Raw genomic sequence first — 22,421 nt, 5'->3', positions numbered from 1 at the left:
AACGGTTCTGATTTCCGGTCTCGAGATCCGCCTGGCTACGCCGGAGTTCCTCGAGCGGTCTTCTAGCGGTCCGACGACTCCGACTCCTCACCCGGCATCGCGTCGACCTCGTCGGGATCGCTGACGCTGTCCGGATTCTGGCCCATGTCCTCTCCCTCCTGGATCGCCTGGGCCTCCTGTTCCATCGCCTCGACGTCCATCTCGAGATCCTCGTCGATCTCGCCGAGGATCTCGCTGATGTCGTCGAGACCGATCAGTTCGCGGGTCTCCTCGTCGAAATCGAGGCTCTCGAGGTCCGCGCCGTCCTGTCTGACGTCGCTGCCGGAGAGGTGTTTCCCGTAGCGGCCGACCATCGAGGTGAGTTCCTGGGGCATGACGAACGTCGTCGATTCGCTCTGACCGATCTCGGTCAGCGCGTCCATCCCCTTGTCGATCACTGCCCGTTCGCCCATCGACTCGGCGGAGCGAGCGCGGAGGACGGTCGAGATCGAGTCACCCTGCGCTTCCAGGATCTGGCTCTGCTTCTCACCCTGGGCGCGGATGATGTTCGACTGCTTGTCACCCTCCGCTTTCTCGACGGCGCTGCGGCGTTCACCCTGTGCCTCGAGGATCATCGCGCGGCGCTTCCGTTCGGCGGAAGTCTGTTGCTCCATCGCTCCCTTGACGTCTCGCGAGGGCGTGACCTCGCGGACCTCGACGCTCTCGACGCGGATCCCCCACTCGTCGGTGGGCTCGTCGAGTTCCTGGCGAATCCGCTCGTTGATCATCTCGCGCCGGCTGAGCGTGTCGTCGAGTTCCATGTCACCCAGCACGGCGCGCAGCGTCGTCTGGGAGAGGTTCGAGACCGCCTTCTTGTAGTTGTCGACCTCGAGGAACGCCCGTTTGGCATCCATTACGCGGATGTAAACGACGGCGTCGGCCGTCACGGGCGAGTTGTCCCGCGTGATCGCTTCCTGGGTCGGCACGTCGATCGTCTGGGTTCGCATGTCGAACGTGTAGACCCGGGAGACGAACGGCGGTACGATGTTCAGCCCCGGCTGGAGCAGTTTGCGATACTCCCCGAAGACGGTCAGTGCACCCCTGTTGTAGGCGTCGACGATCTCGACCATCTGCCAGACCGTGATGGCGGCGACCGCGACCACGAGCAGGCCGACGAGCAGTGTCGGTTCAGCGAATACCTCCTCGAGTTGCAAGGGCGTGGGTACCAGCGCGCTCATTGTTCGTTTCAGGGACTCTGGCCGAATAACTCTTCGTTCAGTTATCTGTGAATGATTGTCCAGCACACTCCCGACGAGTCCCCGTGGGCGCACCGACGGAGCGTCCGAGCGAGGACGCGTTCGTCACAGCGAGTCGACGAACCGGCTCAGCACCCGGTTGAAACGGTCGGGTTCCTCGAGCGGCGGGCAGTGTCCGCTGTCCTCGAAAAGTTCGAAGCTCCCCTCCGGAACGGTCTCTGCGACGTGTCTGACCGACGCCACGGTCCCCCGCTTTTCGTCCGCGCCAGCGCACGCCAGCAGCGGGACGTCGATTTCGGGGAGCACGCCTCGGTAATCACGTGTGAGCGCATCGAAGAGAATCGCGCTCTTGATCGGCGCCGGCGTGCGCGAGAGTTCGTCGAACTGCATGGTTCTCGTTTCGGCCGCGGGCGGTTCCTTGTACAGCTGTTCCCCGAGGCGTTCGACGAGGCTCGTACGGTCCCGCTGGGCCAGCCCGAGCGTCGTTTTGAGCCCGTCCAGGTCGGTGAGTCCGTGTTCGTAGTCGTCCCACCGAAACCGCGTGGCCTCCATGTCGACGTCCACCAGTCCTCGAACGTCCTCGGTGCCGAACTGGTCGACGTAGTCCCAGGAGACGAGCGCGCCCATCGACCATCCGACCAGAACGACGTCCTCGAGGCCGTGTCGGTCGAGGAAAGCGCGAACGTCGCGGGCGTACTGTGCGACCGTGTGCCCCAGTTCCGTCTTCTCCGACCGCCCGTGTCCCCGGAAGTCGATCCCGATCGTTCGATACTCGCTCGAGAGCGCGGTCAGTTGGGGCTCGAAGAACCTGTGACTCGCCATGACGCCGTGCAAAAAGACGATCGTGGTTCCGTCACCCGCATCTTCGTAGTAGAGATCCGCCCCGTTGGACTGGCTGTACGGCATAGTAGAGGGGTCCACGACGGCCAGGGGCAAATAGTCGACAGACCCCTTTGCGGCCTCGCTACCCGAAGTTCTCGATCAGCGCCTCGTCGGAATCGCCGCCCGCGTCGTCGATCGTCTCTGCGACGAACGTGACGAAGTCGTGGAAGCCGAAGGCGTAGACCTGGCCCTCCTCGAGGTGGGCCTCGATCGCGTCGGCCAGTTCCTCCCCGTCGTCCTCGTCGACGAAGACGACCGTGACCCCCTCGTCCTCGAGATTCTCGAGTCGGTCGACGTGAGCCGGCTCGTCGTCCTGGTAAACGACGACCGCCTCGTGACCTGCCTCGTGGGCTGCTTCGGCGATCGAAACTGCGGGGCCGACGCCCGGTCCGCCCGCGACGGCGACGATGTCCCGGTCCCGCTCGTACGTGATCTCGCCGAACGGCCCGTCGACGTGGACGGTCTCGCCGCCCTCGAGGTCCGCGAGCCACGGCGAGAGATCCCCCTCAGGGTCGATGCCGACCGTGATCTCGAAGGTGTCCCCGACCGACGGCGACGAGAGCGTGTAGTGACGCGCGACGACGTCGTCCTCGTCGGCATCCGTATCGTCTCCCGGCACGGCCCGAAGCAGGACGAACTGTCCCGGAAGCGCGTCGAACTCGTCCGGCGTCTCGAGTTCGAGTGCGACGGTGTCCGGTCCGACCTCGCGTACCGATTCGACGGCGACTGGCGTCCCCTCTATATCGACCATGTCGAAACAGTCCAGTGGCGGAGTGAAAAGCAGTTCCGTTCGCACCGGCGAGGAGCCGTGACGGCCGGCTCGAGTAACGATATACTCGGGAACGAGTCAGTAGTTCGGTGGGGGTTTCAGAAGCCTTTTCATTTACTGGGGGCAAGGTGCTTCATAACATGGCTGAGGACCTCAACTGGGCGATCGGAGGCGAAGCTGGCGACGGCATCGACTCCACCGGTAAGATCTTCGCTCAGGCACTGTCGCGTGCCGGACGACACGTATTCACCTCGAAAGACTTCGCGTCGCGGATCCGTGGCGGCTACACCGCCTACAAGATCCGTACATCAGTCGACGAGGTCCAAAGCGTCGTCGACCGACTCGACATCCTCGTTGCACTGACTCAGCGAACGATCGACGAGAACCTGGACGAACTCCACGAGGGGAGCGCCGTCATCTACGACGGCGAACGCTCCTGGGACGCTGAGATTCCCGAGCACGTCAAGGGCGTCGACGTTCCGCTGAAGTCGATCGCCGAGGACGCCGGCGGTTCGATCATGCGCAACACCGTCGCGCTCGGCGCGGCGTGTGAGATCGTCGACTTCGACGTCGAGTACCTGGACGAGGCACTCGAGAAACGCTTCGGTGGCAAAGGGACGAAGATCGTCGACAACAACAAGGAAGCCGCCCGACTCGGACAGGAGTACGTCCAGGAGAACTACGACGTCGATCATCTCGGCTACGATCTCGAGACGACCGACAGCGATTACGTCCTGCTCAACGGTGACGAGGCGATCGGGATGGGCGCGATCGCCGCCGGCTGTCGGTTCTACGCAGGCTATCCGATCACGCCGGCGACGGACGTGATGACCTATCTCACGGGCCGACTCGAGGAGTTCGGCGGCCACGTCGTTCAGGCCGAGGACGAACTGTCGGCGATCAACATGGCGCTCGGCGCCGCTCGCGGCGGTGCGCGCTCGATGACGGCGACATCAGGTCCCGGCATCGACCTCATGGCCGAGACCTTCGGACTGGTCGCGACCAGCGAGACGCCGCTGGTCATCGTCGACGTCATGCGCTCGGGCCCCTCGACCGGGATGCCGACGAAACAGGAGCAGGGCGACCTCAATATGACGCTGTACGGCGGCCACGGCGAGATTCCGCGGTTCGTCGTCGCCCCGACGACCATCTCGGAGTGTTTCTGGAAGACCGTCGAGGCGTTCAACTTCGCCGAGCAGTATCAGACGCCGGTCTACGTCGTCGCCGACCTCTCGCTCGCGGTGACCGAACAGACGTTCCCGCCGGAGGCGTTCGACATGGACGAGGTCGAGATCGATCGCGGCAAACTCGTCGACGAGGACGAGATCGACGAGTGGCTCGACGCCCAGGGTCGGTTCCGCGCCCACGCCGTCACCGAGGACGGCGTCAGTCCGCGTGCGGTCCCCGGGACGACCGACGGCGCCCACATGAGTACGGGTCTCGAACACGACGAGCTCGGTCGCCGAACCGAGGAACAGGACGAGCGCGTCCAGCAAGTCGACAAGCGAAACCGCAAGGTCGAGACGGCCAAAGAAGAGGAAGACTGGGACTACCGCGAGTTCGGAAACTCCGACGCGGAGAACCTCGTCATCTCGTGGGGATCGAACGAGGGTGCGCTCGTCGAAGCACTCGACTACCTCGAGGACGAAGGCGTCGACGTCCGCGTCATCTCGGTACCGTACATCTTCCCGCGACCGGACCTGAGCGAGGAGGTCGAGGCCGCCGACGACGTGATCGTCGCCGAGTGTAACGCGACTGGACAGTTCGCAGACCTCATCGAACACGACGTACTTACCCGCGTGAAGCGCATCAACAAGTACACCGGCGTCCGCTTCAAGGCGGACGAACTCGCCGAAGAGATTACGACCAAACTCGCGGAGGAGGTGCCAGCATAATGAGCTCCGACGTACGATTCACTGACTTCAAATCCGACAAGCAGCCCACGTGGTGTCCCGGTTGCGGCGACTTCGGGACGATGAACGGTATGATGAAAGCCCTCGCCGAGACCGGCAACGACCCCGACAACACCTTCGTGGTGGCCGGGATCGGCTGTTCCGGCAAGATCGGGACCTATATGCACAGCTACGCCCTCCACGGCGTCCACGGCCGTGCGCTCCCGGTCGGGACCGGCGTCAAGATGGCCCGCCCCGACATCGAGGTCATGGTCGCCGGCGGTGACGGCGACGGCTACTCGATCGGTGCCGGTCACTTCGTCCACGCCGTCCGCCGGAACGTCGACATGTCCTACATCGTCATGGACAACCGGATCTACGGGCTGACGAAGGGACAGGCGTCGCCGACCTCGCGCTCGGACTTCGAGACCTCGACGACCCCCGAAGGACCGAAGCAGCCGCCGGTCAACCCGCTCGCGCTCGCACTCGCCTCCGGCGCCACCTTCATCGCACAGTCGTTCGCGTCGGACGCGCTGCGCCACCAGGAGATCGTCCAGGAAGCGATCGAACACGACGGCTTCGGCTTCGTCAACGTCTTCAGTCCCTGCGTCACGTTCAACGACGTCGACACCTACGACTACTTCCGCGACTCGCTGGTCGACCTCCAGGAGGAGGAAGACCACGACGCGAACGACTACGAGGCGGCCAAGAAGGTCATCCTCGACAGCGAGAAGGAGTACCAGGGCGTGATGTACCAGAACGAGAACTCCGTGCCGTACCACGAACAGCACGGCGTCACCGAGGACATGTCCGAGATCCCGGACGGCGCGCCCGAGGACGCCATGGACCTCGTCCGCGAGTTCTACTGACGACGGACGCAGTTTCGGTGCGGTTTTTTGTCTTCTCGAGGCCATTGCTGTTGGCTAGGACCGCCTCTCGCATCGCGGGGAGGAGAACCGCACGTCGTTCAGCACGGACCGCGTCGTTCGCAGAACGATTTTCGCAACTATCCCGATACCTGACAGACCAGAGTACCGGAGGTGTTTTGTAGCGACAGGAGAGAAGACCAAGTAGACGGCACGGTCAGCAGCCACCTTTCGGCATGCGTGGTTTCCACGCGTGCTTCCCGTTGTTGACCTACCCCGTCACTTCTACTACCCACGAGCGACTGCTATTGCGCCCCCGGAAGACACCGAACTGATAACGTCAGGGAAGCGCACGTAGGTAACAGTAATTGGCAAGACGGTTTCTTTATTCAGTATTGGTACTGGTAACGCTCGCGCCAAAACACGTCCGCAAAAGAGCGGTTCGACGCTGACGCTGATCGTTTGTTCGACCGATCGCTGGTCGGTCTCGTGTGCTTCGTAGTCGGTGTCCGCGAGTGCCCCATCCGTCGAAGCGACGCGGTCGGCGTCGAACGTCCCTCGAGCGCAATATAAACGGCTGTATTATTTAGCGGGAAGCCGAGGACCGTAGCGAACCAACGACCACCTATGGGAACGAGTGTGATTATCGCCGACAGGGGGCCGTCGCGAGGAGGCCCGAGACGGGTCAACCCGTCTCGAGCCGAGCGACGCGCTCGAGGCGGACCGCCAAGATCGGAGCGGACGGGTCAACCGGACACGTGGCCGCCGGACCGCGGAAGCGAATACACGTTACAAACGGTCTCTGGACGGGGTGGGACGAATGAGTGACACGTCATCGGCGGACCAGCTCAGGGTCTCGATGGTCGTCTCGGACATCGATTCGACCCGCGAGGTCCTCTCCTGTATCGACGACGTCGGTGCGACGGTCCGGCCGGAAACGCTCGAGGTGAAAGACCCGCGACGCGGCGCTATCGGGGTCGACCTGAGCGACGTGACGCCGAAGCAGTGGGAGGCGCTCGAGCTGGCGTTCGACCGCGGCTACTACGACAGCCCACGCGCGGTGGGACTGAGCGAACTCGCGGACGACCTGTCGATCTCGAAGTCGGCGGTCTCCCAGCGGCTCCGCGCGGCCGAATCGACGCTGGTTCGGGCCGCCGTAACGGCGACCCGGTCGACGGTACCGGAAGCCAGCGAGTAGCGGCCGGTCGTGGTCGGAATCGAGGGCGGGAATCGGCGGTCGGTCACCACGAATTCTTGCGAAAGCAAAACTGTCGCGAGCATCGCGAGGGCGCAATGTCGGCAGGAGATGGGCGTATCGGTCAGCACCGGAACCCGGGAACCGGCGAAACTGCCACGGTGCTGGTGACTCATCGATCCGTATGGCCGAGCAATCGACCAGCGACACCCAGCCGGAACCGCGCGCCGTGGTCAGGTACGGGCCGGACGGCGTGGAGATCGAACGGATGAGCGAACAGCTCCAGGCCGACGGCCCTCGAGACGGAACGCTCGAGGTCATCCAGTCGGTTACCGGTCAAACACTGAGTGACGAGCCGTTCGGGTCCCACGCCGGGACGGTCCACCAGTTCGAGGACGTCACTGTCGTGCACGTGCCCGACGGCGAGGGCGGGACGGTCGCCACGTTCGAGGGGGCGGCAGCGGAGCGGGCGGTCGAGGCGCTGCTCGAGCGAGTTCGGACAGTTTGAACGTTTTTTGGGCGTCTTTCGTCGCCGCTGGCCGTCACCGTCGGTTCGTGCGTCTTCGTGGCCAACACGAGCGGAACGTCGTCTGCGGACGAACGAAAAGTGCGGGGAGGCGTTCGCTCGAGGTGAGAGCGGACACCGAACCGTCGATCTGCGCGATCGACGGTGCCGGACTCGGCGATCAGACCGTCGTGATCAACGAAATTACCAGTCCCGTAACCGCAAGTCCGGCGACGATCAGCACGGTGAAGCCGATCATGTAGCCGACGGTCAGTGCGACCGTCCGGTACTCGCGCGGTCGTCCGACGAGCCAGCCGGCGAACATCACGTACACCGGGAGCAGGACGACCCCGAAGATCACGAGCAGGCCGATGTGTGTCGTGGTGTGCATCAGTTGACCTCCGTGTCTGGTCGGGTTGCATCTTCGCTCGAGTCGTCGGTCAGGGGTGGATCACCCATCCTGGGCGTCGTCTCGTCGTCGTCGACCACCTCGAGTTCGACCATCGGAATTATCTTGCCGATGACGACGAAGCCGAGGCCGACGACGACGATGGTACCGAGGACGAGCGACCACTCCACCCAGTTAGGGAAGTAGAATCCGGCGGGGTAGAGGTTCGTCAGCGGCGGTATCGACGGGTGCATCAGTCCTTCGACGATGAACATCACCTTCTTGTTGAGAATCGAAATCGCGATGACAGCGGATGCGATGGTGAGTCGCCCCACGCTGAACAGGCTCGGACGCAGAAGCTGGGCGACGAGGTAGATGAAGGCGGCGCCGAGACCGAGGACGGCGATCCAGAAGAACGGCAGACTGACCATCGTCGCCGTGATGTCGCCGACGTGGTGGGGTGCGAGGTACGCGCCCGTGAGGACGTCGTGGACGACGAACCAGAGGGTCGCGAGCGTCAGGAGCGCGAGCACCTTCGAGAGATCCCTGAAGATGGCGTCCCGGATGAAGTCCTCCCAGCCGTAGGCGAACCGGAAAATGGCGATCGTCACGACGACGAACGCCATGGCGCTGGTCAGCGATTCGATCAGCATTGACGGCCCGGCGGCCGCGCCGAACCAGCCCGGCTGGGCGGCGATGAGGCCGAACAGCCACGGCACGACTCCGCCGGAGAGCAACGGCACCAGCGCGAGGATGGCGACGGCGAGCCACCACAGCAGCTGCTCGACTTTCTCGCTCTCCTCGGGCCTGTACCCGATCAGGATGACCGCGTAGATCGGATCGAGCCAGTACGGTAGCCGGTCTCTGATCTCGTAGATCTCGTCTCTGAGCGAGAGCGTGAGATACGTCAGCGTCAACACGAGGTAGAGCGTGATGACGGCGATGTCCCAGGCCAGCGGCGAGTGGTGGACCGTAAACGGCCACTGGACGATCGTGTTGAAGATTCGGTCAGGTCGGCCGAGGCTGAACACGATACTCGTCGCCGCCATGCCGAGCGCGAGCACCGTCAGGACCTCGGCGATCCGGGCGATCGGTGCGAACCGCTCGAGTTTGAAGACGCGGACCGCGGCGGAAATGGCGATCCCGCCGTGGGCGATGCCGATCCACCAGACGAACGCGCCGATGTACAGGCCCCAGGGGACGCCCCCAGAGACGCCCCAGTCGCCCAGGGACGTCGTGTGCATGAGCCCGCCGCGCAATTGCACGAACCAGGCGAACAGCATCCAGAGCGTCCCGAGCGCCAGCAGCGCCAGCAGCACGAAGTGCCCTTTCGTCGCGCTGGTCAGCGGCTGCAACACGCGATCCGCGCCGGTTTTTCCGTCGAGACTCACTCGCCGTCACCTCCGTTCTGGGACTCTGCGAGCGTCTCCATATCGAGATCCTCGTAAGTGTAGGGCCCGTCGACCGGTTCGGCGTCTTTCGTGGGTTCGGTACCGAGATAGACGACGTTCGGCTCGGTTCCCTGCTGGTCGAGCAGGCTGAACCGCGACTCCTCGTCGTTCTCCCGGAGGTACGCTCGAGGATCGCTCTCCGGATCGTTCATGTCCCCGAAGTGGATCGCGTCGACCGGACAGTCGTCCTCGCAGGCGGTGGTGCCGCGCTGTGCGGAGTCGTCCTGGCGGTGGACGCAGAACGTACACTTGCCCATGACGCCCGTCGGCGGCGGCCCGCCGACGGTCTCGCCGCGCTCGTCGGTCGCCGAGCCGGTAAACCCGGGCGACTTGTCGGTCGGCTCGCCCTTCCCGAGGAAGTTGACGCCATACGGGCACGCGACCTCGCAGTACTTGCAGCCGATGCAGGTGTCGTAATCCGTGAGCACGAGGCCGTCTTTGGACCGCTTGTGCCGGGCCTGGGTCGGGCAAACGTACGTACAGGACGGCTCCGAGCAGTGCTGGCACGGCCGCGGCATGTACTCTTCCGTCACGTCGCCGAACTCGTCTTCCTCGTACCGGAAGACGTGCATCCAGTGCGTTCCCCGATCCGTGTCGTTCTCCTGCTTACAGGCTTCGACGCACTTCAGGCAGGCGATACAGTGATTCATGTCGATCGCCATCCCCAGCTGGACGTCGTTGCCGTCCTCGCCGCTAGTTGCGTCCGCGGTAGTCGACTGCGCGGCGCCGTCGAGACAGCCTGCGAGTCCCGCCGTCATCCCGACCGCGGCCGCCGCACCAGCCGACTTGAGGATTCCTCGACGCGAGGGGACCGGCCTCGAGTCGGTTTCGGGAACGCTCGGGAGGGGGGACCCGTCTGCGCTCGAGGTCGCCGTTCGAGTCGAAGACTCGTACTCGATGCCGCCGGCCTCGGTCGTCGGGCGCTCGTCGACGCCGAACTCCTCGTAAACGTCGTCGTGATGTTTCTCGTTGAACTCGGCTCTCGTGAGTTCGCCCTGCGCGAGTCGCAACGCGTCCCGCGAGAGTTCGACGCCGAGTTCCGTGTCGAAGTCGACGTCCTCGAGCATCTCGACTGCTCGGCGCTCCCAGTCCTCGTCGAGGTCGTCGACCGTCCACTGGTCGCCGAGATCGGGCATCTCCGACCCCACCGCCTCCGCGTCGGCGTCACCGCCCGCCTCGAGGCCCGATCCCGCCGTCTCATCGCCGTTCGTACCGCTGCGACGCGGCGGATCACTGCCCGAACTCATCTGGATACCCTCCTCATAGGTGATACTCGAGCAGGCCACCGGGTAGGACTGCTTGTGGAATGTACAGTAGTTTAAGTGCTCGAGCGAAAACCCGAGAGATAATATCCGAGTTGTCCCGGAGAATAAAACCCAGGAGCTTAAAAATCGCTGTATACTCCAGAACAATTCGAATCCCCGACGGGTGAGAACGCTCGAGTATGACGACAGACCGTAATCAGTCGGACGGGGCGGACGACGACAGGGTCGACGTTCCGGCAGACGAAGCGGGGACGGTGCTGGACGGGAAACCGACGCTTCCCGGCGGAACCCCGAAACCGCTCCGGCGACGGTTCCTGAAAGCGATGGGTGCGACGGCAGTGATGGGAGCGAACGCGGGCTGTCTCGGACTCTTCAGCGACGACCCGGACCGGGCGGCCGCCGACGAGGACGGGATCGACTACGCCGAAATCGAGAACTTCAAACTGGACTGGGTCCCGAAACAGATCATCAAGAACCTGAACGTCAAGATGGCGTTCAACAGCGAGCAGTTCTTCTTCCGGTTCAACTGGGAGCAACCGGATCGCGGCGGCTGGCTCCACGACTACATCGTCTACGAGGACGGGGAGTGGACCCAGTACCTGAGTCCGGATCCGTGGGTCGCCGACGGTGATCACCCCGATCACAGGGGGTTCTACGAGGACCGCGTCACGTTCCTGCTGGACGACGGCTCCGTCGAGGGATTCGAGAACTTCGGCGGGTGGATGACGGTCCACATGGGGACGCGAAGCCTCCCCGGAGAAGCGAGCGCCGAGGAAGTCGAGAGCGACCCCCACTTCGGCGACGACGGACTCGGACGTAACGACATCCGGAAGTACCTTCCGCAGTCGCGCGAGGGCGAGTGGTGGGAGAGCACGCCGTGGGACGCCGTCAGGCCCCAGGAGGAACTCGATGAGTTGAAAGAAGACGGCGTCTTCGTCGACCTGCCGATGTTCCGAGCTCACCGGAGCAACCCGATGGAGTACGGTACCGACCACCACATTCTCGACTACCGCCACGGCGACGAGGGCGACAACACGTTCGGGACGCAAGACTGGGACGAAGCGGACGGCCCGGAGTACATGTTCGACCCCGAGATCGTCGAGGACGGCGCACTCGACATCGAGCGACTCCGAGAAGCCGACTACCGCCAGGACCTCTTCTACTCGGAGAGCGACGAGTGGCTGGGCGAGTACGAGCCGTACTACCTCCACGAGGACTGGATGGTCGAGTTCGACCCCGAGGTGGCCGAGCAGGAGGGGGCGGCGATTCCGCGGCGGCCGCTCCAGGAACCGGAGGGCAGCGCCGCCGACTGGCGAGCCCGCGGTATCCACGACGACGACGCGGGCGAGTGGACCGTCGAAATGTGGCGTGATCTGGAGACCGATCACCCGGAGGATACGAAACAGCTCGAGCCGGGCGAGGTCTACGACTGGATGCCCGCCATCCACCACGGCTACAACGCGCGCTGGCACTGGGTCGCCTATCCCTACAAGATGGGACTCGGTCGCGGAACGGACGCCGACTTTCACGCGATCCAAATCGAGGGCGAACCGGACTGGGACGAGATCGAGGAGTACACGATCCCGCTGATCTACCCGGGAATGGTCGACTGGACGTGGCTCACCAGCAAGGAGCACCGCGGCTACATCCCGACCCGGAACAACGAGATGTCGATCTGGGACGTCCACGAGAACCCCCGCCGGATGGCCGCGATGGTCCTAGGGAAGGAGATCGGCGAAGATCCGCGCCGGTGATCGACGATGACGATCCCGATCGAGCGACTCGAGTGCGAGCCGTCCGGATCGCAAGCGACGACACCGCGGGACGGCCGCGACGGACGGTGTGATTCGATGTGCGCGGACTGTCGCCGAGCGCTGGCGCTCGAACGGCTGCGACGGTTCGCCGCCGAAACGAGGCGGGCGGCGGTCGACCGGGCCAGACGGGAACTCGGTGACGACGGTGAACTGTCCGCCGAACAGGAGCGGATCGTCGAGGCCGTCGCGACGAGGATCACGGGCCGGCTCCTGGTGGAGCCGGCGGCGGCGCTCTGTCGGGACGACGACGTCGACGCCGAGACGGTCGCCGCGATGCTCGAACTGTTCGAGCTGGATACCGCGGCCAGTAGCGCCAGCAAGGAGCCGGAGGCGGAGCAAGGCGAGCAAACGAACGACGGGCCGTCGTCTCGATGCGACTCTCCGAGAGCCAACTCATGAAAAGGCGCGTCGACGCCGACCGCGCGATCGGACTCGCGCTCGTCGCGGCAGGGTCGGTATCACTCGCGAACCCGGCCTGGCTGGGCGCGGTCACGATCTACCCGGGGACCGGCTGGGGATTTCTCCCCCTGTTTCACGCGATGCTTTCCGCGTTCGGGCTGCTCGCGATCGCCGCCGGGCTGTTTGCGCTTCGAGCACCGCGGTGGCCACCCTCGCGTCGCCAGCTCGTCGCCCTCGCCGTCGGGACGATCGTCGCCGTCCCGCTCTACGCCCGCATACTCGCGATGACGATCGGAACCGACGGCGCGGCGATCAACGGATACGAGTACCGCCAGGCCTTCGTCGCGTCGCTTCTCGTCGCGACGTTCGTCGCCGGCTGTGCCACCGCGACGCGGCGTCGTGCGCTCATCCGACTCGCGCTCGCCGTTCCGGTCGTCCCGACCGGATTCGTACTCCTCGAGTGGCGGTCGGGCGCCCTCCTCGAGCCGGTGCTCGAGGGTCACTTCTTACTGACCGGCGCCCCGATCGGAGTGCCGTATCTCGGTCCGGCGACGTTCGTTGCGGCGTTCACGCTCGGCTTCTGGGCGGGGCAGCCGTCGTCCACAGCCGGTGGGCGCTCGCCTGCGTCCTCCGGTGACAGTGTGTGAGCGGATGGTGCCTGAGCGACCGATTCGACTCGGCTTGGCTCGCGGACTCACCGAGCGAATGCCATCCCGGACTCCCGTTCGAACAGCGACGTGATCAGGTTCGATTCGACCGCCGAGAGCCGCTGGGAGACCGCCGACTTCGAGACGTCGAGCGCGTCGGCCAAATCCTCGAGATCGGCCCGCCGCGGCGTTTCGTAGTATCCCTCTTCGACGGCGATGAGGACGGCCTCGCGCTGTTTAGCCGTGATACCGCTGGCCTCGATTTCGATCCATGATTCCTCGCTTTCTCCGCACGGGGCGGTGATCCGTCGCAGTCGGACCGTCGCTCCGGTCGCCCGCAACCCGTCCACGATCGTCTCGAGCGTTGCGCGGTCGAGGACCGTGAGTTCGACCTCGAGCGATCCGTGCTCGACACGCTCGATCGACGCGACATACTCGTGGGATCGAAAGACCGGACAGATACACCGGTCGTGAACGGGTCCGCCGACGAATCGTACGCCGGCGTCGCCCTCGAGTTGCACCGTCGATCGACACTCGCAGCCGTCGCAGTCGTCCCCCTGACAGACGATGTTCTGACTCACGTCCTCCCCCCGTGAACCGGACGCGAGCAGCGTGCAGTCGGCTTCGGGATGCGGTTCGATCGTGAATATCGCTTGAAAATGCCCCCCGATTCGTTCGTCGTTCGCCACACCTTCTTGCAACATCGTGATACGCAAACGGGAGGGGTCCATATAAAAAGAATAGCTAACTGCCACGGTCCGGGAACGTCGCTTCGCCGCGAGCGCGCCGAGCGTCGCGTCCCGGTCAGTTCGTCACAAAGGAGCGTATCAGGGTTAATTCCACGGCGTTGAGCCGCTGGGAGACCGCCGACTTCGAGATGCCGAGCGACTCCGCCAGATCGGTCAGCGTCGCGTTCCGCGGTCGGTCGTAGTAGCCGAGCTCAATCGCCAATTCCACGGCCTCGCGCTGTTTGGCCGTGATATCGGCCGCGTCGATCTCGAGCGTCGGGTTCTTGTCGTCCGACTGATATGATAGGCGTCGCAGTCGGACCGTCGCACCGGTTTCTTCGAGCGCCGAGACGATCTCGCTGAGCAGCGCCCGGTCCTCGACGACGATCGAGACGACGAGTGAGCCGTTTTTGACGCCGGTGACGTCGAACACGCAGTCGTACTGGCTGACGGTTCCACAGACACAGGCCGTCGTGGTCTGTGACGACACGTAGGACCGCTCGTACTCGCCGTCGTCGACGACCGTGACTTCGCTGTGACAGTCCCCGCCACCGGTGAGACTCTGCGTGACCGACGCGGCGTCCGGCGCCTCCGACACGACCCGGCAGTCGGCCGTTCCGGCGGGTTCGACCTCGAGGGTCACCCGGAGCGGCGACCGTTCCGGACTCCCTGCCGGTTGCTGGGCGGATGTGACTGACATACGTGTTACTCCCATGGCCACGTCGGTATAACCGGAAGCAGATTCTTACTCTGTGGGGACGGTCTGAACGTGTTCACGCCGCGTTTCATATCCTGGGAATCGTGGGCGTCGCTTTCGGCGTCTCGTGACAATCTCCACGCGAGAGGGGAGACCCTGGTGAGAGAATGGATACGACACGTCACTTGCAGGATCGACTTCGCCAGGTCGAGGATCCGGAGTTGGGCACAGATATCGTTTCACTGGGCCTCATGACGGACGTCCGCGTCGACGACGGCGTCGCCACCGTCTCGCTGGCGTTCAACGCTCCGCTGTCGCCGGCGGAGTGGACCATGTGTGACGAGATCCGTGCGCTCTGTCAAGGGATCGGCCTCGAGCCTCGAGTCTACGCTGATACGAGCACCGGCGGCGTCTTCCCCGACGTGAAAAACACGATCGCAATCGGAACGGCCGAACCCGACGCCGAAACGTCGCTCCTCACGGCGAACCTGGCCGCGGCACTCGCGTCGATCGGCGCTCGCGTGGGCGTGTTCGACGTCGGCCTCGACGCCGATCGGAAGACGTGGCTCGAGCGCGTCGCCAGGCCCGACCTCTCGGTCGACCCGATCGAACCGCCCGCCGTCGAGGGGATTTCGGTCGTTCGACTCGAACCCGCCGTTCCGACCGGCGACGCGCTGCTGAAGGGGGCGGTGGTCCTCGAACTCGTCCTCCCGGCCGTCGTCGAGTCGCTCGAGTGGGGATCGCTCGATTACCTGCTCGTCCGCCTCCCGCGGGGGACCGGCCGGAGCACGGCGGCCGTCGCCGAGCAGATCCCGATCGACGGGGCAATAGCGGTCTCACCGGTCGCGACCGACTCCTCGCTCCCCCGGACGGCCGTTCAGGAACTGAACGCGCTCGGGGCGGCGGTAATCGGCGCGGTCGAAACCGTCGACACCGGCGAGTCCGACGGCGACGAGCCTGCCAGGCGTCCCGCTGCACTCGACTGTCCACACCTCGGAACCGTCCCGCTCGATCGGAGCACGCTCCCGACGGCAAGCGACGAGCGAGCGGACGAGCCGTTCGTTCGCGAGACCGAAGGGGCGAGTGTGCTCGAGCGGTCGCCGTTTCGGGAGCTCGCGGTCTCGGTCATCGATCGCATCGGGGCCGTGAACCGCCGCTCCGTCGCCGACCGCCAGTTCGCGTGAGTCGTCGCATCGGCGCCAGCCCCGGGGCGACGGCGCGGCTCTGACCTCGTTATAATCGTATTGACGTGTGAAGGTCGTTCCCATTCGATTAGAAGGATCGCAGTAGCTCACCTGTCTGCCGCGTCAATAGCCGCATGTGATGAGAGTATGACATGGACAATCGCTGTCGGAGTCAAACAGGTGCCCGACGCCGACGAGGTCGGTATCGACCCCGACACGGGACGGCTCGACAGAGCGAGCGCACCCGCAGTGATGAACGGGCCCGATCGGCACGCGCTCGAGGCGGCCCTGACGATCCGCGATCAGGTCGGCGGCGAGGTGATCGCGATGACGATGGGGCCGCCGAACGCGACGAGCGTCCTCGAGGAGGCCGTCGCGATGGGCAGTGACGACGCGGTCCTGATCTCCGATCGGGCCTTCGCGGGCAGCGACACGTGGCCGACGAGTCTCACGCTCGCCCGCGCGGCCGAGGCGCTCGAGGCCGACGTCGTCGTCTGCGGCGAGGAGACCACAGACTCCTCGACGGGGCAGGTGCCGCCGGGAATCGCGGCGCACAACGGCTGGGCGCAGTTGACCTACGCCGAGGCGGTCGACGCCCGGCCCGAGGAGGGGCGACTCGCCGCCAGACGCGACGTCGAGGGAGGTTACGAACTCGTCGCCGCCGAGCTGCCGGTCGTCGTCGCCGTCGCGTTCGGCGAGTTCGATCCCCGGCCGGCTCCCCTCCACCGCAAGATCTACGGCGAGAACGACTTCGAGCCGACGGTCTGGGACGCCGAGGCGCTGGGAATCGAAGACGAGGTCGGACTCGACGTCTCGCCGACCTCGGTCGGCCGGATGGAGACCGTCGATCCGGTCGAGCGAAAGGGCGAGGTGGTCGACGAGGTCGACGGCTTGCTCGAGCCGATCGCGGAGGTGAGAGCATGAGCGATGACGCGGTCGACGTCGGCGAGTACGAGGACGTCTGGGTGTTCGTCGAGGAGCACGGCGGCGAAGTCATGCCCGTCTCCTGGGAGTTGCTCGCGGAGGCGGCGAAGCTGACCGAGACGACCGGCGACGACCTCGTGGCGCTGGCGATCGGGGAGGGCCTCGAGACGGTGGCCGACGAGGCGCTCGCCCGCGGCGCCGATCGGGTCCTCGTGGCCGACGACCCGGTCTTCGAGCCCTACCGGGCGGACCCGTACGGCGAACAGTTCCGCGCGATGGTCGAGGAGCGCAAACCCTCGATCGTGTTGATCGGCGGCACCCACACGGGCCGGGACTTCGCGGGCCGAGTCGCCGTCCCCGCCCATGCCGGGCTCACCGCCGACGTCACTGAACTCGACGTCGACGACGAGGGGATCCTGCAGGCTCGCCGCCCGGCGTTCGGCGGCGACGTGCTCGCGACGATCCTCTGCGAGGAGCACCGCCCGCAGATGGCGACGATCCGACCGGGCGTCTTTGAGGCAGCCGCCCCCGACCCCGAGCGGGTCGCCGACGGGGACGTCGTGAGCGTCGACGTCGTCGTCGACGAAGCCGACGCGATCAGCGAGGTGCTCGAGCGCGAGGTCGGCGACACCGCCGACATCACCGAGGCCGAGCGGATCGTCGCCGTCGGTCGCGGGGTCGAGGGCGACCTCGAGCCAGCACGGCGACTCGCCGAAGCCCTGGACGCCGAACTCGCGGCGAGTCGCGCGGCGGTCGACGAGGGGTGGGTCGACGGCGCCCGACAGGTCGGACAGACGGGCAAGACCGTCAGGCCCGACCTGTACGTCGCGGTCGGCATCAGCGGTGCGATCCAGCACGTGGAGGGGATGAACAAGAGCGGCACGGTCGTGGCGATCAACGACGACCCGAACGCACCGATCTTCGAGCACGCCGACTACGGCATCGTGGGCGACCTCTTCGAGGTCTGTCCGGCGCTGGCCGATCGGCTCGAGGGCGAACCGATCCAGGAGGTAACAGGATGACACCAGAACTCGACACTGAGACGCGAGCGGCGCCGAACTACGACGACCAGTTCGACGCGATCGTCGTCGGCGCGGGGCTGGCCGGCAGCGCCGCGGCGCTGACGATGGCCAGTCGCGGCCTCGAGGTGCTGATCGTCGAACGGGGGTCCTCGCCGGGGGCGAAGAACGTCTTCGGCGGCGTCCTCTACACGCCGACGATCCGCGAACTGACGGAGTTCGACGACGCCCCGCTCGAGCGCTACGTCGCCGAGCGCCGGTTCAGCATGCTGAGCCGGGACGACGAGACCGCCGTCTCGCTGCGGCCGGGCGAGTGGCACCGGGAGCCACACAACGACTCCTACACCGTGTTGCGCGGAGAGTTCGACGAGTGGTTCGCCGAACAGGCTGTCGAGGCGGGCGCGACGCTGGTGACGGAGACGACCGTCACCGGACTGGTCCGCGAGCGGGGTCGCATCGTCGGCGTGGAGACCGACCGACCGGACGGAACGATCAGGGCGCCCTACGTCGTCCTCGCCGAAGGCGGCAACTCGCTGGTCAGCGAGGGCGCGAACCTCAAGCCGACCGAGAGCCGGGAGAACGTCGCCGTCGCGGTGAAGGAGGTGCTCGAGTTCCCCGACCGGGAGGGCGTCATCGAGGACCGGTTCCGGTTGGTCGACGACGCCGGCGTTTCCTACCACTACTTCGGCGAGGGCGCCGTCGGCGACGCCTTCGGCGGCGGGTTCATCTACACCAACGAGGAGACGGTGAGCGTCGGCGTCGCCTACCGGATCGAGGACGCCGTCGCTGCCGACCAGTCGCCCGAGGAGACGCTGAACGCGTTCAAGACCCACCCGGCCGTCGCCCCGCTGGTCCGGGACGCCCGGACCGTCGAGTACAGCGCGAAGACCATCCCCGAGGGCGGTGCCGAGAGCGTCCCCGACCTCGTCCACGACGGCGGGGTCATCGTCGGCGACGCGGCCGGACTGGTGCTCAACAACGGCGTCCACCTCGAGGGGACGAACATGGCCGTCGAGAGCGGCTACCACGCCGCCAGGGCGATCGCCCGTGCGGCCGACCGTGGACGAACCGACGCCGCCGCGCTGCGGGCGTATCCGGAAGCGCTCGAGCAATCGTTCGTCGTGCAGAACCTGGAACGGTACGCGTGGCTGATGGACGCGGTCGAGGCCGACCGCGACCTGCTGTTCGAGGAGCTTCCGCGGGCGTTCGCCGACGCCGGGACGGAGTACTTCCGGATGGACCGACAGCCGAAAGAAGTCCACGCTGACGACGCAAAGGACGTGGTGCTCGACGCCCTCGGCGGGTGGACCGGCGCCGCGAAACTGGCCCTGCGGTACCGAAAGGTGGTGACCTGAGATGAGCGCCGACTCCCCAACCCAACAGATCGAGAACGACTCGCTCGAAGACCGACTCTACACCGTCAGGTACGACGACCCCGGCGACTCGCACCTCGACGTGAAGGTGCCTGAGGTCTGTGCCGAGTGCGAGACGAACGACTGTGTCAAAGTCTGTCCGGCAAACGTCTGGCGCGAGGGCGAGGACGGCGTCCCGCAGATCGCCTACGAGAACTGCCTCGAGTGCTCGAGTTGTCGATTCGCCTGCGGGTACGACAACGTCGTCTGGGAGTACCCGAAGACCGGAGGCGGGATGACGTTCAAACACGGCTGACGCGTGCAACGACCGGAACCCGACGGCTGTACCGATCCGCACCGTTCCCAGCCCTCGGGAACCGCCGCCCCGATTCTTGAGTGTGAGAGACTCACACTATACATAGAGGGCCCATGCCAGACCCACTCACCACCCGGGACGACACGACCGAGATCAGGACCAAAGAAGAAGCGGCGGTGCTCGCCTACGATACGCTCACGGACGCCGGTCACGAGTCGGTCGCGACGTCGATGCCCCACCGCACGCGCTCGACGTGGATCGTTCCCGCGACGAGCGACGACGGGACGTGGCGAGTGCACATCGATCCGCGAACTGGCAAGACGCGCGTCGTCGAAGCCAGAACCTAACGGTGGTTCGAGCCAGTGATCGCGTCGCCGGCGAACCGAGAGACGACGACTCGTTTTTCGAGCCCTGACCGACGGCGGGACGAAAGACCGTTCGAACGGAAAGACAGGATATCGACGGGTCTGGCGCGTGTCGAACTCGCTCACACCGGATGCTCGACGGATTCCATCAACAGTTCGAGATTCGCCGACTCCTCGGCGAGCAGGTCAGGGTGGCTCCCGACCAGGACGATGAGATCGTCCTCGTGATCGAACGACGCGATCGTGACGTCGATCTCGACGCGCTCGCCCGCGAACTCCGTCTCGCCGACGAAGACGTCTACCTCCCGGCCCGCCTCGAGGATCTCGAGTGAGAACGAGTCCTCGTGGGTGACGTTCTCGATCGAGCCGTACGTCCCGTCGACTCGCTCGAGAATCTCTTCGAGAAGCTCCTTGCTCGACATCCCGTCGAGCGGATTGAGGGAGTGACCGACGGCTTTCATCCCCGGTAACGAAATCGCGGCGAACAGGCTCGCGTCATGCATTTCTCCCTCGTATTCGCGTCGTTTCGTGTAGGTCGAACTCCAGAACGAGCCGCGGATCTGGCGGTCGACGCCGACGCTGATCGTTCGTTCGACCGATCGCTGGTCGGTCTCGTGTACTTCGTAGTCGGTGTCTGCGAGTGCTGCATCCGTCGGAGCGACGCGATCGGCGTCGAACTCGAGCGGTTCACCGCCGAATACGGCGTCCAGACAGCCGGCCGTGACCGCGAGTGCACCGGTCGCCCCCGTAGCGAGAAGCGATCGTCGAGAGGTCGTCATCACCACAGTGGTGCCGTAGCGGACGTATATTTGTTGTGACTCGTTCGGGCCGGTAGACAACCGCCGACGCGGCTCGTTCGCGGCGGCGGATCCGGGCCGTGCAAAGCGATCACACATCAAGAGTTATCGGGATCGCCCACACCCGTTTAGCTATGACGGAGTTTGCAGCCCGGGTCGAGCAGGTGTCGATCAGCGGTATTCGAGAGGTATTCGAGGCCGCGAGTGAGGACGCGATCAATCTCGGAATCGGACAGCCGGACTTTCCGACGCCCGACCACGCCCGCCGCGGCGCGATCGAAGCCATCGAGGCCGAGCGGACCGACGCGTACACGTCGAACAAGGGGACCAGATCGCTTCGCGAGGCGATCGCGAACAAGTACGACCGCGACTACGAGATCGACGTCGATCCCGCGGATATCATCGCCACGTCGGGCGGCAGCGAGGCGCTCCACCTGGTGCTCGAGGCCCACGTCGATCCAGGCCAGGAGGTTATCTTCCCGGATCCGGGCTTCGTTTCCTACGATGCGCTGACCCGGATCGCCGGCGGGACGCCGAAGCCGGTCGGACTGCGCGAGGACCTCACCCTCGATCCCGCGGCGGTCGAGGAGGCCATCACCGACGAGACGGCCGTCTTCGTCGTCAACAGCCCGGCGAATCCGACTGGAGCCGTCCAGAGCGAAGAGGACATGCGCGAGTTCGCTCGTATCGCGGACGAACACGACGTTCTCTGTCTCACCGACGAGGTGTACGAGCACATCGTCTTCGACGGCGAGCACCGCTCTCCCTTCGAGTTCGCCCAGACGGACAACGTCGTCGTCGTCAGCGCCTGCTCGAAGACCTACTCGATGACGGGCTGGCGGCTGGGGTGGGTCGTCGCCTCGAACCGCCGGATCGAGCGCATGCTTCGGGTTCACCAGTACGCCCAGGCCTGCGCCTCGGCACCTGCACAGTACGCCGCCGAGGCCGCGATAACTGGGCCGCAGGAGCCGGTTCGGGAGATGGTCGACGCCTTCGAGGAGCGACGCGACGTCGTCGTCGACGGCCTCGTCGACGCCGGTCTCGAGGTTCCGACGCCCTCCGGGGCGTTCTACGTCATGCCGAAGGTTCCCGACGGCTGGTGTGAGGAGGTCCTCGACCGGGACGTGATCGTCGTCCCCGGCGACGCCTTCGGCGCGAACGGTGAGGGCTACGCCCGCCTCTCCTACGCGACGGGGATGGACGAGTTGAAGGAGGCGCTCGAGATTATCGACGACGCGACGCGGGCGGTTCGGTAGCCGGAGAGGGAACCGAAAGTTTCGTTCCGACGGGCCGCTGTGCGACGGAACGCGTCTCCCCCTATTGTTCACCCGTCGCCGCGTACAGATAGAGTGCACAGATCGCGAGGATGGCTTCGGCGGCTTTCGTGACTACCGCGATCGGATTGAGACTGCCGTCCATGTAGAACGCTTCCATGCCCCACCCCTGTACGGGAAAGAGCGCCAGGATCGTGACGACTGCATAGAGTGCGGCAACGAGGAACAACCACCGTTTCCAGTACCGCGTGACGTACAGGATCGTTCCGCCGATGAATCCCAGTCCGTTGAGAATAAAGAGAACGGCTAGGACCAGACTCATCTCGATCGCGTTCGTCGAGGCTATCAGATGGAGGACCCCGGTGACGACTGCCATGATGATGGCAACGTAGCCGACCGGACTCGAGGGACGATCGAAAAGTGACTCTTCCCTTATTGTGCGATTTGCACACATGCC

At 65.3% G+C, this 22,421-nt stretch carries 24 protein-coding genes; 14 read left to right on the top strand and 10 right to left on the bottom strand.

All coding sequences use genetic code 11. From position 1 onward, the window contains the following. Positions 1–62: 62 nt before the first annotated feature. From CV102_RS09515 to CV102_RS09505, 3 genes are all read right to left on the bottom strand, one after another. Positions 63–1,217, bottom strand: a complete 1,155-nt coding sequence (locus CV102_RS09515) for an SPFH domain-containing protein (RefSeq protein ID WP_148857762.1) — start codon at positions 1,215–1,217, stop codon at positions 63–65. Positions 1,218–1,340: 123 nt separating this feature from the next. Beyond that, positions 1,341–2,141: an alpha/beta fold hydrolase gene (locus CV102_RS09510; RefSeq protein WP_148857761.1), complete on the bottom strand. Its 801-nt coding sequence runs from the start codon at positions 2,139–2,141 to the stop codon at positions 1,341–1,343. A gap of 58 nt (positions 2,142–2,199) precedes the next feature. Next, a complete protein-coding gene (locus CV102_RS09505) occupies positions 2,200–2,868 on the bottom strand; it encodes an FAD-dependent oxidoreductase (protein WP_148857760.1) in 669 nt (222 codons plus the stop codon). A 158-nt stretch (positions 2,869–3,026) separates the two neighbouring features. On the opposite strand from CV102_RS09505, the gene CV102_RS09500 reads away from it, so the two are divergent. From CV102_RS09500 to CV102_RS09485, 4 genes are all read left to right on the top strand, one after another. After that, positions 3,027–4,781: a 2-oxoacid:acceptor oxidoreductase subunit alpha gene (locus tag CV102_RS09500; protein ID WP_148857759.1), complete on the top strand. Its 1,755-nt coding sequence runs from the start codon at positions 3,027–3,029 to the stop codon at positions 4,779–4,781. Beyond that, positions 4,781–5,647, top strand: coding sequence for a 2-oxoacid:ferredoxin oxidoreductase subunit beta (locus tag CV102_RS09495; protein ID WP_148857758.1), 867 nt, complete (start codon positions 4,781–4,783; stop codon positions 5,645–5,647). Before CV102_RS09500 ends, CV102_RS09495 begins: the two co-directional genes overlap by 1 nt. A gap of 817 nt (positions 5,648–6,464) precedes the next feature. Continuing rightward, positions 6,465–6,842 (top strand): helix-turn-helix domain-containing protein, encoded by a 378-nt coding sequence (locus CV102_RS09490; protein WP_148857757.1) that lies wholly within the window; start codon positions 6,465–6,467, stop codon positions 6,840–6,842. A 181-nt stretch (positions 6,843–7,023) separates the two neighbouring features. Next, on the top strand, positions 7,024–7,347 hold the full coding sequence (locus tag CV102_RS09485; protein WP_148857756.1) for a hypothetical protein: 324 nt from the start codon (positions 7,024–7,026) through the stop codon (positions 7,345–7,347). Between the two features lie 178 nt (positions 7,348–7,525). Here the strand turns inward: CV102_RS09485 and CV102_RS09480 are convergent, their stop codons facing one another. Genes CV102_RS09480 through CV102_RS09470 form a run of 3 tightly spaced genes read right to left on the bottom strand, consistent with a single transcriptional unit; the run spans position 7,526 to position 10,430 of the window. Continuing rightward, positions 7,526–7,735, bottom strand: coding sequence for a hypothetical protein (locus tag CV102_RS09480; RefSeq protein WP_148857755.1), 210 nt, complete (start codon positions 7,733–7,735; stop codon positions 7,526–7,528). Beyond that, positions 7,735–9,123, bottom strand: a complete 1,389-nt coding sequence (nrfD, locus tag CV102_RS09475; RefSeq protein ID WP_233710660.1) for an NrfD/PsrC family molybdoenzyme membrane anchor subunit — start codon at positions 9,121–9,123, stop codon at positions 7,735–7,737. The genes CV102_RS09480 and nrfD overlap by 1 nt, the downstream gene beginning before the upstream one ends. Then, complete coding sequence (locus CV102_RS09470) at positions 9,120–10,430, bottom strand: 4Fe-4S ferredoxin N-terminal domain-containing protein (RefSeq protein ID WP_148857754.1); 1,311 nt, start codon at positions 10,428–10,430, stop codon at positions 9,120–9,122. Before CV102_RS09470 ends, nrfD begins: the two co-directional genes overlap by 4 nt. 197 nt (positions 10,431–10,627) lie before the next feature. On the opposite strand from CV102_RS09470, the gene CV102_RS09465 reads away from it, so the two are divergent. From CV102_RS09465 to CV102_RS09455, 3 genes are read left to right on the top strand one after another with little or no spacing between them, the layout of a single operon-like run. After that, on the top strand, positions 10,628–12,202 hold the full coding sequence (locus tag CV102_RS09465; RefSeq protein ID WP_233710659.1) for an ethylbenzene dehydrogenase-related protein: 1,575 nt from the start codon (positions 10,628–10,630) through the stop codon (positions 12,200–12,202). 6 nt (positions 12,203–12,208) lie between these two features. Next, positions 12,209–12,661, top strand: coding sequence for a hypothetical protein (locus tag CV102_RS09460; RefSeq protein WP_148857753.1), 453 nt, complete (start codon positions 12,209–12,211; stop codon positions 12,659–12,661). Then, the gene (locus CV102_RS09455; RefSeq protein WP_148857752.1) at positions 12,658–13,308 is read left to right on the top strand and encodes a hypothetical protein; all 651 of its coding nucleotides are present in this window, start codon (positions 12,658–12,660) and stop codon (positions 13,306–13,308) included. The genes CV102_RS09460 and CV102_RS09455 overlap by 4 nt, the downstream gene beginning before the upstream one ends. 47 nt (positions 13,309–13,355) lie before the next feature. Here the strand turns inward: CV102_RS09455 and CV102_RS09450 are convergent, their stop codons facing one another. Both CV102_RS09450 and CV102_RS09445 read right to left on the bottom strand, forming a co-directional pair. Beyond that, positions 13,356–14,012 (bottom strand): helix-turn-helix domain-containing protein, encoded by a 657-nt coding sequence (locus CV102_RS09450; protein WP_148857751.1) that lies wholly within the window; start codon positions 14,010–14,012, stop codon positions 13,356–13,358. Between the two features lie 100 nt (positions 14,013–14,112). Next, positions 14,113–14,736 carry a helix-turn-helix domain-containing protein gene (locus tag CV102_RS09445; protein WP_148857750.1) on the bottom strand — a complete coding sequence of 208 codons (624 nt, stop codon included), beginning with the start codon at positions 14,734–14,736 and terminating at the stop codon, positions 14,113–14,115. Between the two features lie 164 nt (positions 14,737–14,900). Between CV102_RS09445 and CV102_RS09440 the strand changes: the two genes are divergently transcribed. From CV102_RS09440 to CV102_RS09415, 6 genes are all read left to right on the top strand, one after another. Then, complete coding sequence (locus CV102_RS09440) at positions 14,901–15,917, top strand: P-loop NTPase (protein ID WP_148857749.1); 1,017 nt, start codon at positions 14,901–14,903, stop codon at positions 15,915–15,917. A 147-nt stretch (positions 15,918–16,064) separates the two neighbouring features. Beyond that, a complete protein-coding gene (locus CV102_RS09435) occupies positions 16,065–16,841 on the top strand; it encodes an electron transfer flavoprotein subunit beta/FixA family protein (protein WP_148857748.1) in 777 nt (258 codons plus the stop codon). Beyond that, the gene (locus CV102_RS09430; RefSeq protein WP_148857747.1) at positions 16,838–17,863 is read left to right on the top strand and encodes an electron transfer flavoprotein subunit alpha/FixB family protein; all 1,026 of its coding nucleotides are present in this window, start codon (positions 16,838–16,840) and stop codon (positions 17,861–17,863) included. Before CV102_RS09435 ends, CV102_RS09430 begins: the two co-directional genes overlap by 4 nt. Next, positions 17,860–19,215 (top strand): FAD-dependent oxidoreductase, encoded by a 1,356-nt coding sequence (locus tag CV102_RS09425; RefSeq protein ID WP_148857746.1) that lies wholly within the window; start codon positions 17,860–17,862, stop codon positions 19,213–19,215. The genes CV102_RS09430 and CV102_RS09425 overlap by 4 nt, the downstream gene beginning before the upstream one ends. A gap of 1 nt (position 19,216) precedes the next feature. Continuing rightward, positions 19,217–19,528, top strand: a complete 312-nt coding sequence (locus tag CV102_RS09420) for a ferredoxin family protein (protein WP_148857745.1) — start codon at positions 19,217–19,219, stop codon at positions 19,526–19,528. Between the two features lie 113 nt (positions 19,529–19,641). Continuing rightward, positions 19,642–19,875, top strand: a complete 234-nt coding sequence (locus CV102_RS09415) for a hypothetical protein (RefSeq protein ID WP_148857744.1) — start codon at positions 19,642–19,644, stop codon at positions 19,873–19,875. A 140-nt stretch (positions 19,876–20,015) separates the two neighbouring features. Here CV102_RS09415 and CV102_RS09410 read toward each other — a convergent pair whose 3' ends face one another. Further along, the gene (locus CV102_RS09410) at positions 20,016–20,672 is read right to left on the bottom strand and encodes a DUF6517 family protein (protein WP_148857743.1); all 657 of its coding nucleotides are present in this window, start codon (positions 20,670–20,672) and stop codon (positions 20,016–20,018) included. A gap of 152 nt (positions 20,673–20,824) precedes the next feature. On the opposite strand from CV102_RS09410, the gene CV102_RS09405 reads away from it, so the two are divergent. After that, the gene (locus tag CV102_RS09405; protein ID WP_148857742.1) at positions 20,825–21,946 is read left to right on the top strand and encodes a pyridoxal phosphate-dependent aminotransferase; all 1,122 of its coding nucleotides are present in this window, start codon (positions 20,825–20,827) and stop codon (positions 21,944–21,946) included. A 61-nt stretch (positions 21,947–22,007) separates the two neighbouring features. Here CV102_RS09405 and CV102_RS09400 read toward each other — a convergent pair whose 3' ends face one another. After that, the gene (locus tag CV102_RS09400) at positions 22,008–22,418 is read right to left on the bottom strand and encodes a DUF7475 family protein (RefSeq protein WP_148857741.1); all 411 of its coding nucleotides are present in this window, start codon (positions 22,416–22,418) and stop codon (positions 22,008–22,010) included. Positions 22,419–22,421 lie beyond the last annotated feature (3 nt).

The sequence above is a fragment of the Natronococcus pandeyae genome, from assembly GCF_008122205.1.
Classification (GTDB): Archaea; Halobacteriota; Halobacteria; order Halobacteriales; family Natrialbaceae; genus Natronococcus; species Natronococcus pandeyae.
The sequence above is the reverse complement of the archived record's forward strand: the minus strand, read 5'-3'. Positions and strand labels throughout refer to the sequence as shown.

Excerpts from the sequence above, each read along its gene's own strand:
- CV102_RS09495 (WP_148857758.1), top strand. The coding sequence starts at position 4,781 with ATGAGCTCCGACGTACGATTCACTGACTTCAAATCCGACAAGCAGCCC.
- CV102_RS09415 (WP_148857744.1), top strand. The coding sequence starts at position 19,642 with ATGCCAGACCCACTCACCACCCGGGACGACACGACCGAGATCAGGACC.
- CV102_RS09430 (WP_148857747.1), top strand. The coding sequence starts at position 16,838 with ATGAGCGATGACGCGGTCGACGTCGGCGAGTACGAGGACGTCTGGGTG.
- CV102_RS09410 (WP_148857743.1), bottom strand. The coding sequence starts at position 20,672 with ATGACGACCTCTCGACGATCGCTTCTCGCTACGGGGGCGACCGGTGCA.
- CV102_RS09405 (WP_148857742.1), top strand. The coding sequence starts at position 20,825 with ATGACGGAGTTTGCAGCCCGGGTCGAGCAGGTGTCGATCAGCGGTATT.
- CV102_RS09440 (WP_148857749.1), top strand. The coding sequence starts at position 14,901 with ATGGATACGACACGTCACTTGCAGGATCGACTTCGCCAGGTCGAGGAT.
- CV102_RS09420 (WP_148857745.1), top strand. The coding sequence starts at position 19,217 with ATGAGCGCCGACTCCCCAACCCAACAGATCGAGAACGACTCGCTCGAA.
- CV102_RS09455 (WP_148857752.1), top strand. The coding sequence starts at position 12,658 with ATGAAAAGGCGCGTCGACGCCGACCGCGCGATCGGACTCGCGCTCGTC.
- CV102_RS09445 (WP_148857750.1), bottom strand. The coding sequence starts at position 14,736 with ATGTCAGTCACATCCGCCCAGCAACCGGCAGGGAGTCCGGAACGGTCG.
- CV102_RS09490 (WP_148857757.1), top strand. The coding sequence starts at position 6,465 with ATGAGTGACACGTCATCGGCGGACCAGCTCAGGGTCTCGATGGTCGTC.
- CV102_RS09450 (WP_148857751.1), bottom strand. The coding sequence starts at position 14,012 with ATGTTGCAAGAAGGTGTGGCGAACGACGAACGAATCGGGGGGCATTTT.
- CV102_RS09425 (WP_148857746.1), top strand. The coding sequence starts at position 17,860 with ATGACACCAGAACTCGACACTGAGACGCGAGCGGCGCCGAACTACGAC.
- CV102_RS09460 (WP_148857753.1), top strand. The coding sequence starts at position 12,209 with ATGACGATCCCGATCGAGCGACTCGAGTGCGAGCCGTCCGGATCGCAA.
- CV102_RS09500 (WP_148857759.1), top strand. The coding sequence starts at position 3,027 with ATGGCTGAGGACCTCAACTGGGCGATCGGAGGCGAAGCTGGCGACGGC.
- CV102_RS09510 (WP_148857761.1), bottom strand. The coding sequence starts at position 2,141 with ATGCCGTACAGCCAGTCCAACGGGGCGGATCTCTACTACGAAGATGCG.
- CV102_RS09435 (WP_148857748.1), top strand. The coding sequence starts at position 16,065 with ATGACATGGACAATCGCTGTCGGAGTCAAACAGGTGCCCGACGCCGAC.
- CV102_RS09465 (WP_233710659.1), top strand. The coding sequence starts at position 10,628 with ATGACGACAGACCGTAATCAGTCGGACGGGGCGGACGACGACAGGGTC.
- CV102_RS09505 (WP_148857760.1), bottom strand. The coding sequence starts at position 2,868 with ATGGTCGATATAGAGGGGACGCCAGTCGCCGTCGAATCGGTACGCGAG.
- CV102_RS09515 (WP_148857762.1), bottom strand. The coding sequence starts at position 1,217 with ATGAGCGCGCTGGTACCCACGCCCTTGCAACTCGAGGAGGTATTCGCT.
- CV102_RS09470 (WP_148857754.1), bottom strand. The coding sequence starts at position 10,430 with ATGAGTTCGGGCAGTGATCCGCCGCGTCGCAGCGGTACGAACGGCGAT.
- CV102_RS09485 (WP_148857756.1), top strand. The coding sequence starts at position 7,024 with ATGGCCGAGCAATCGACCAGCGACACCCAGCCGGAACCGCGCGCCGTG.
- CV102_RS09480 (WP_148857755.1), bottom strand. The coding sequence starts at position 7,735 with ATGCACACCACGACACACATCGGCCTGCTCGTGATCTTCGGGGTCGTC.
- CV102_RS09400 (WP_148857741.1), bottom strand. The coding sequence starts at position 22,418 with ATGTGTGCAAATCGCACAATAAGGGAAGAGTCACTTTTCGATCGTCCC.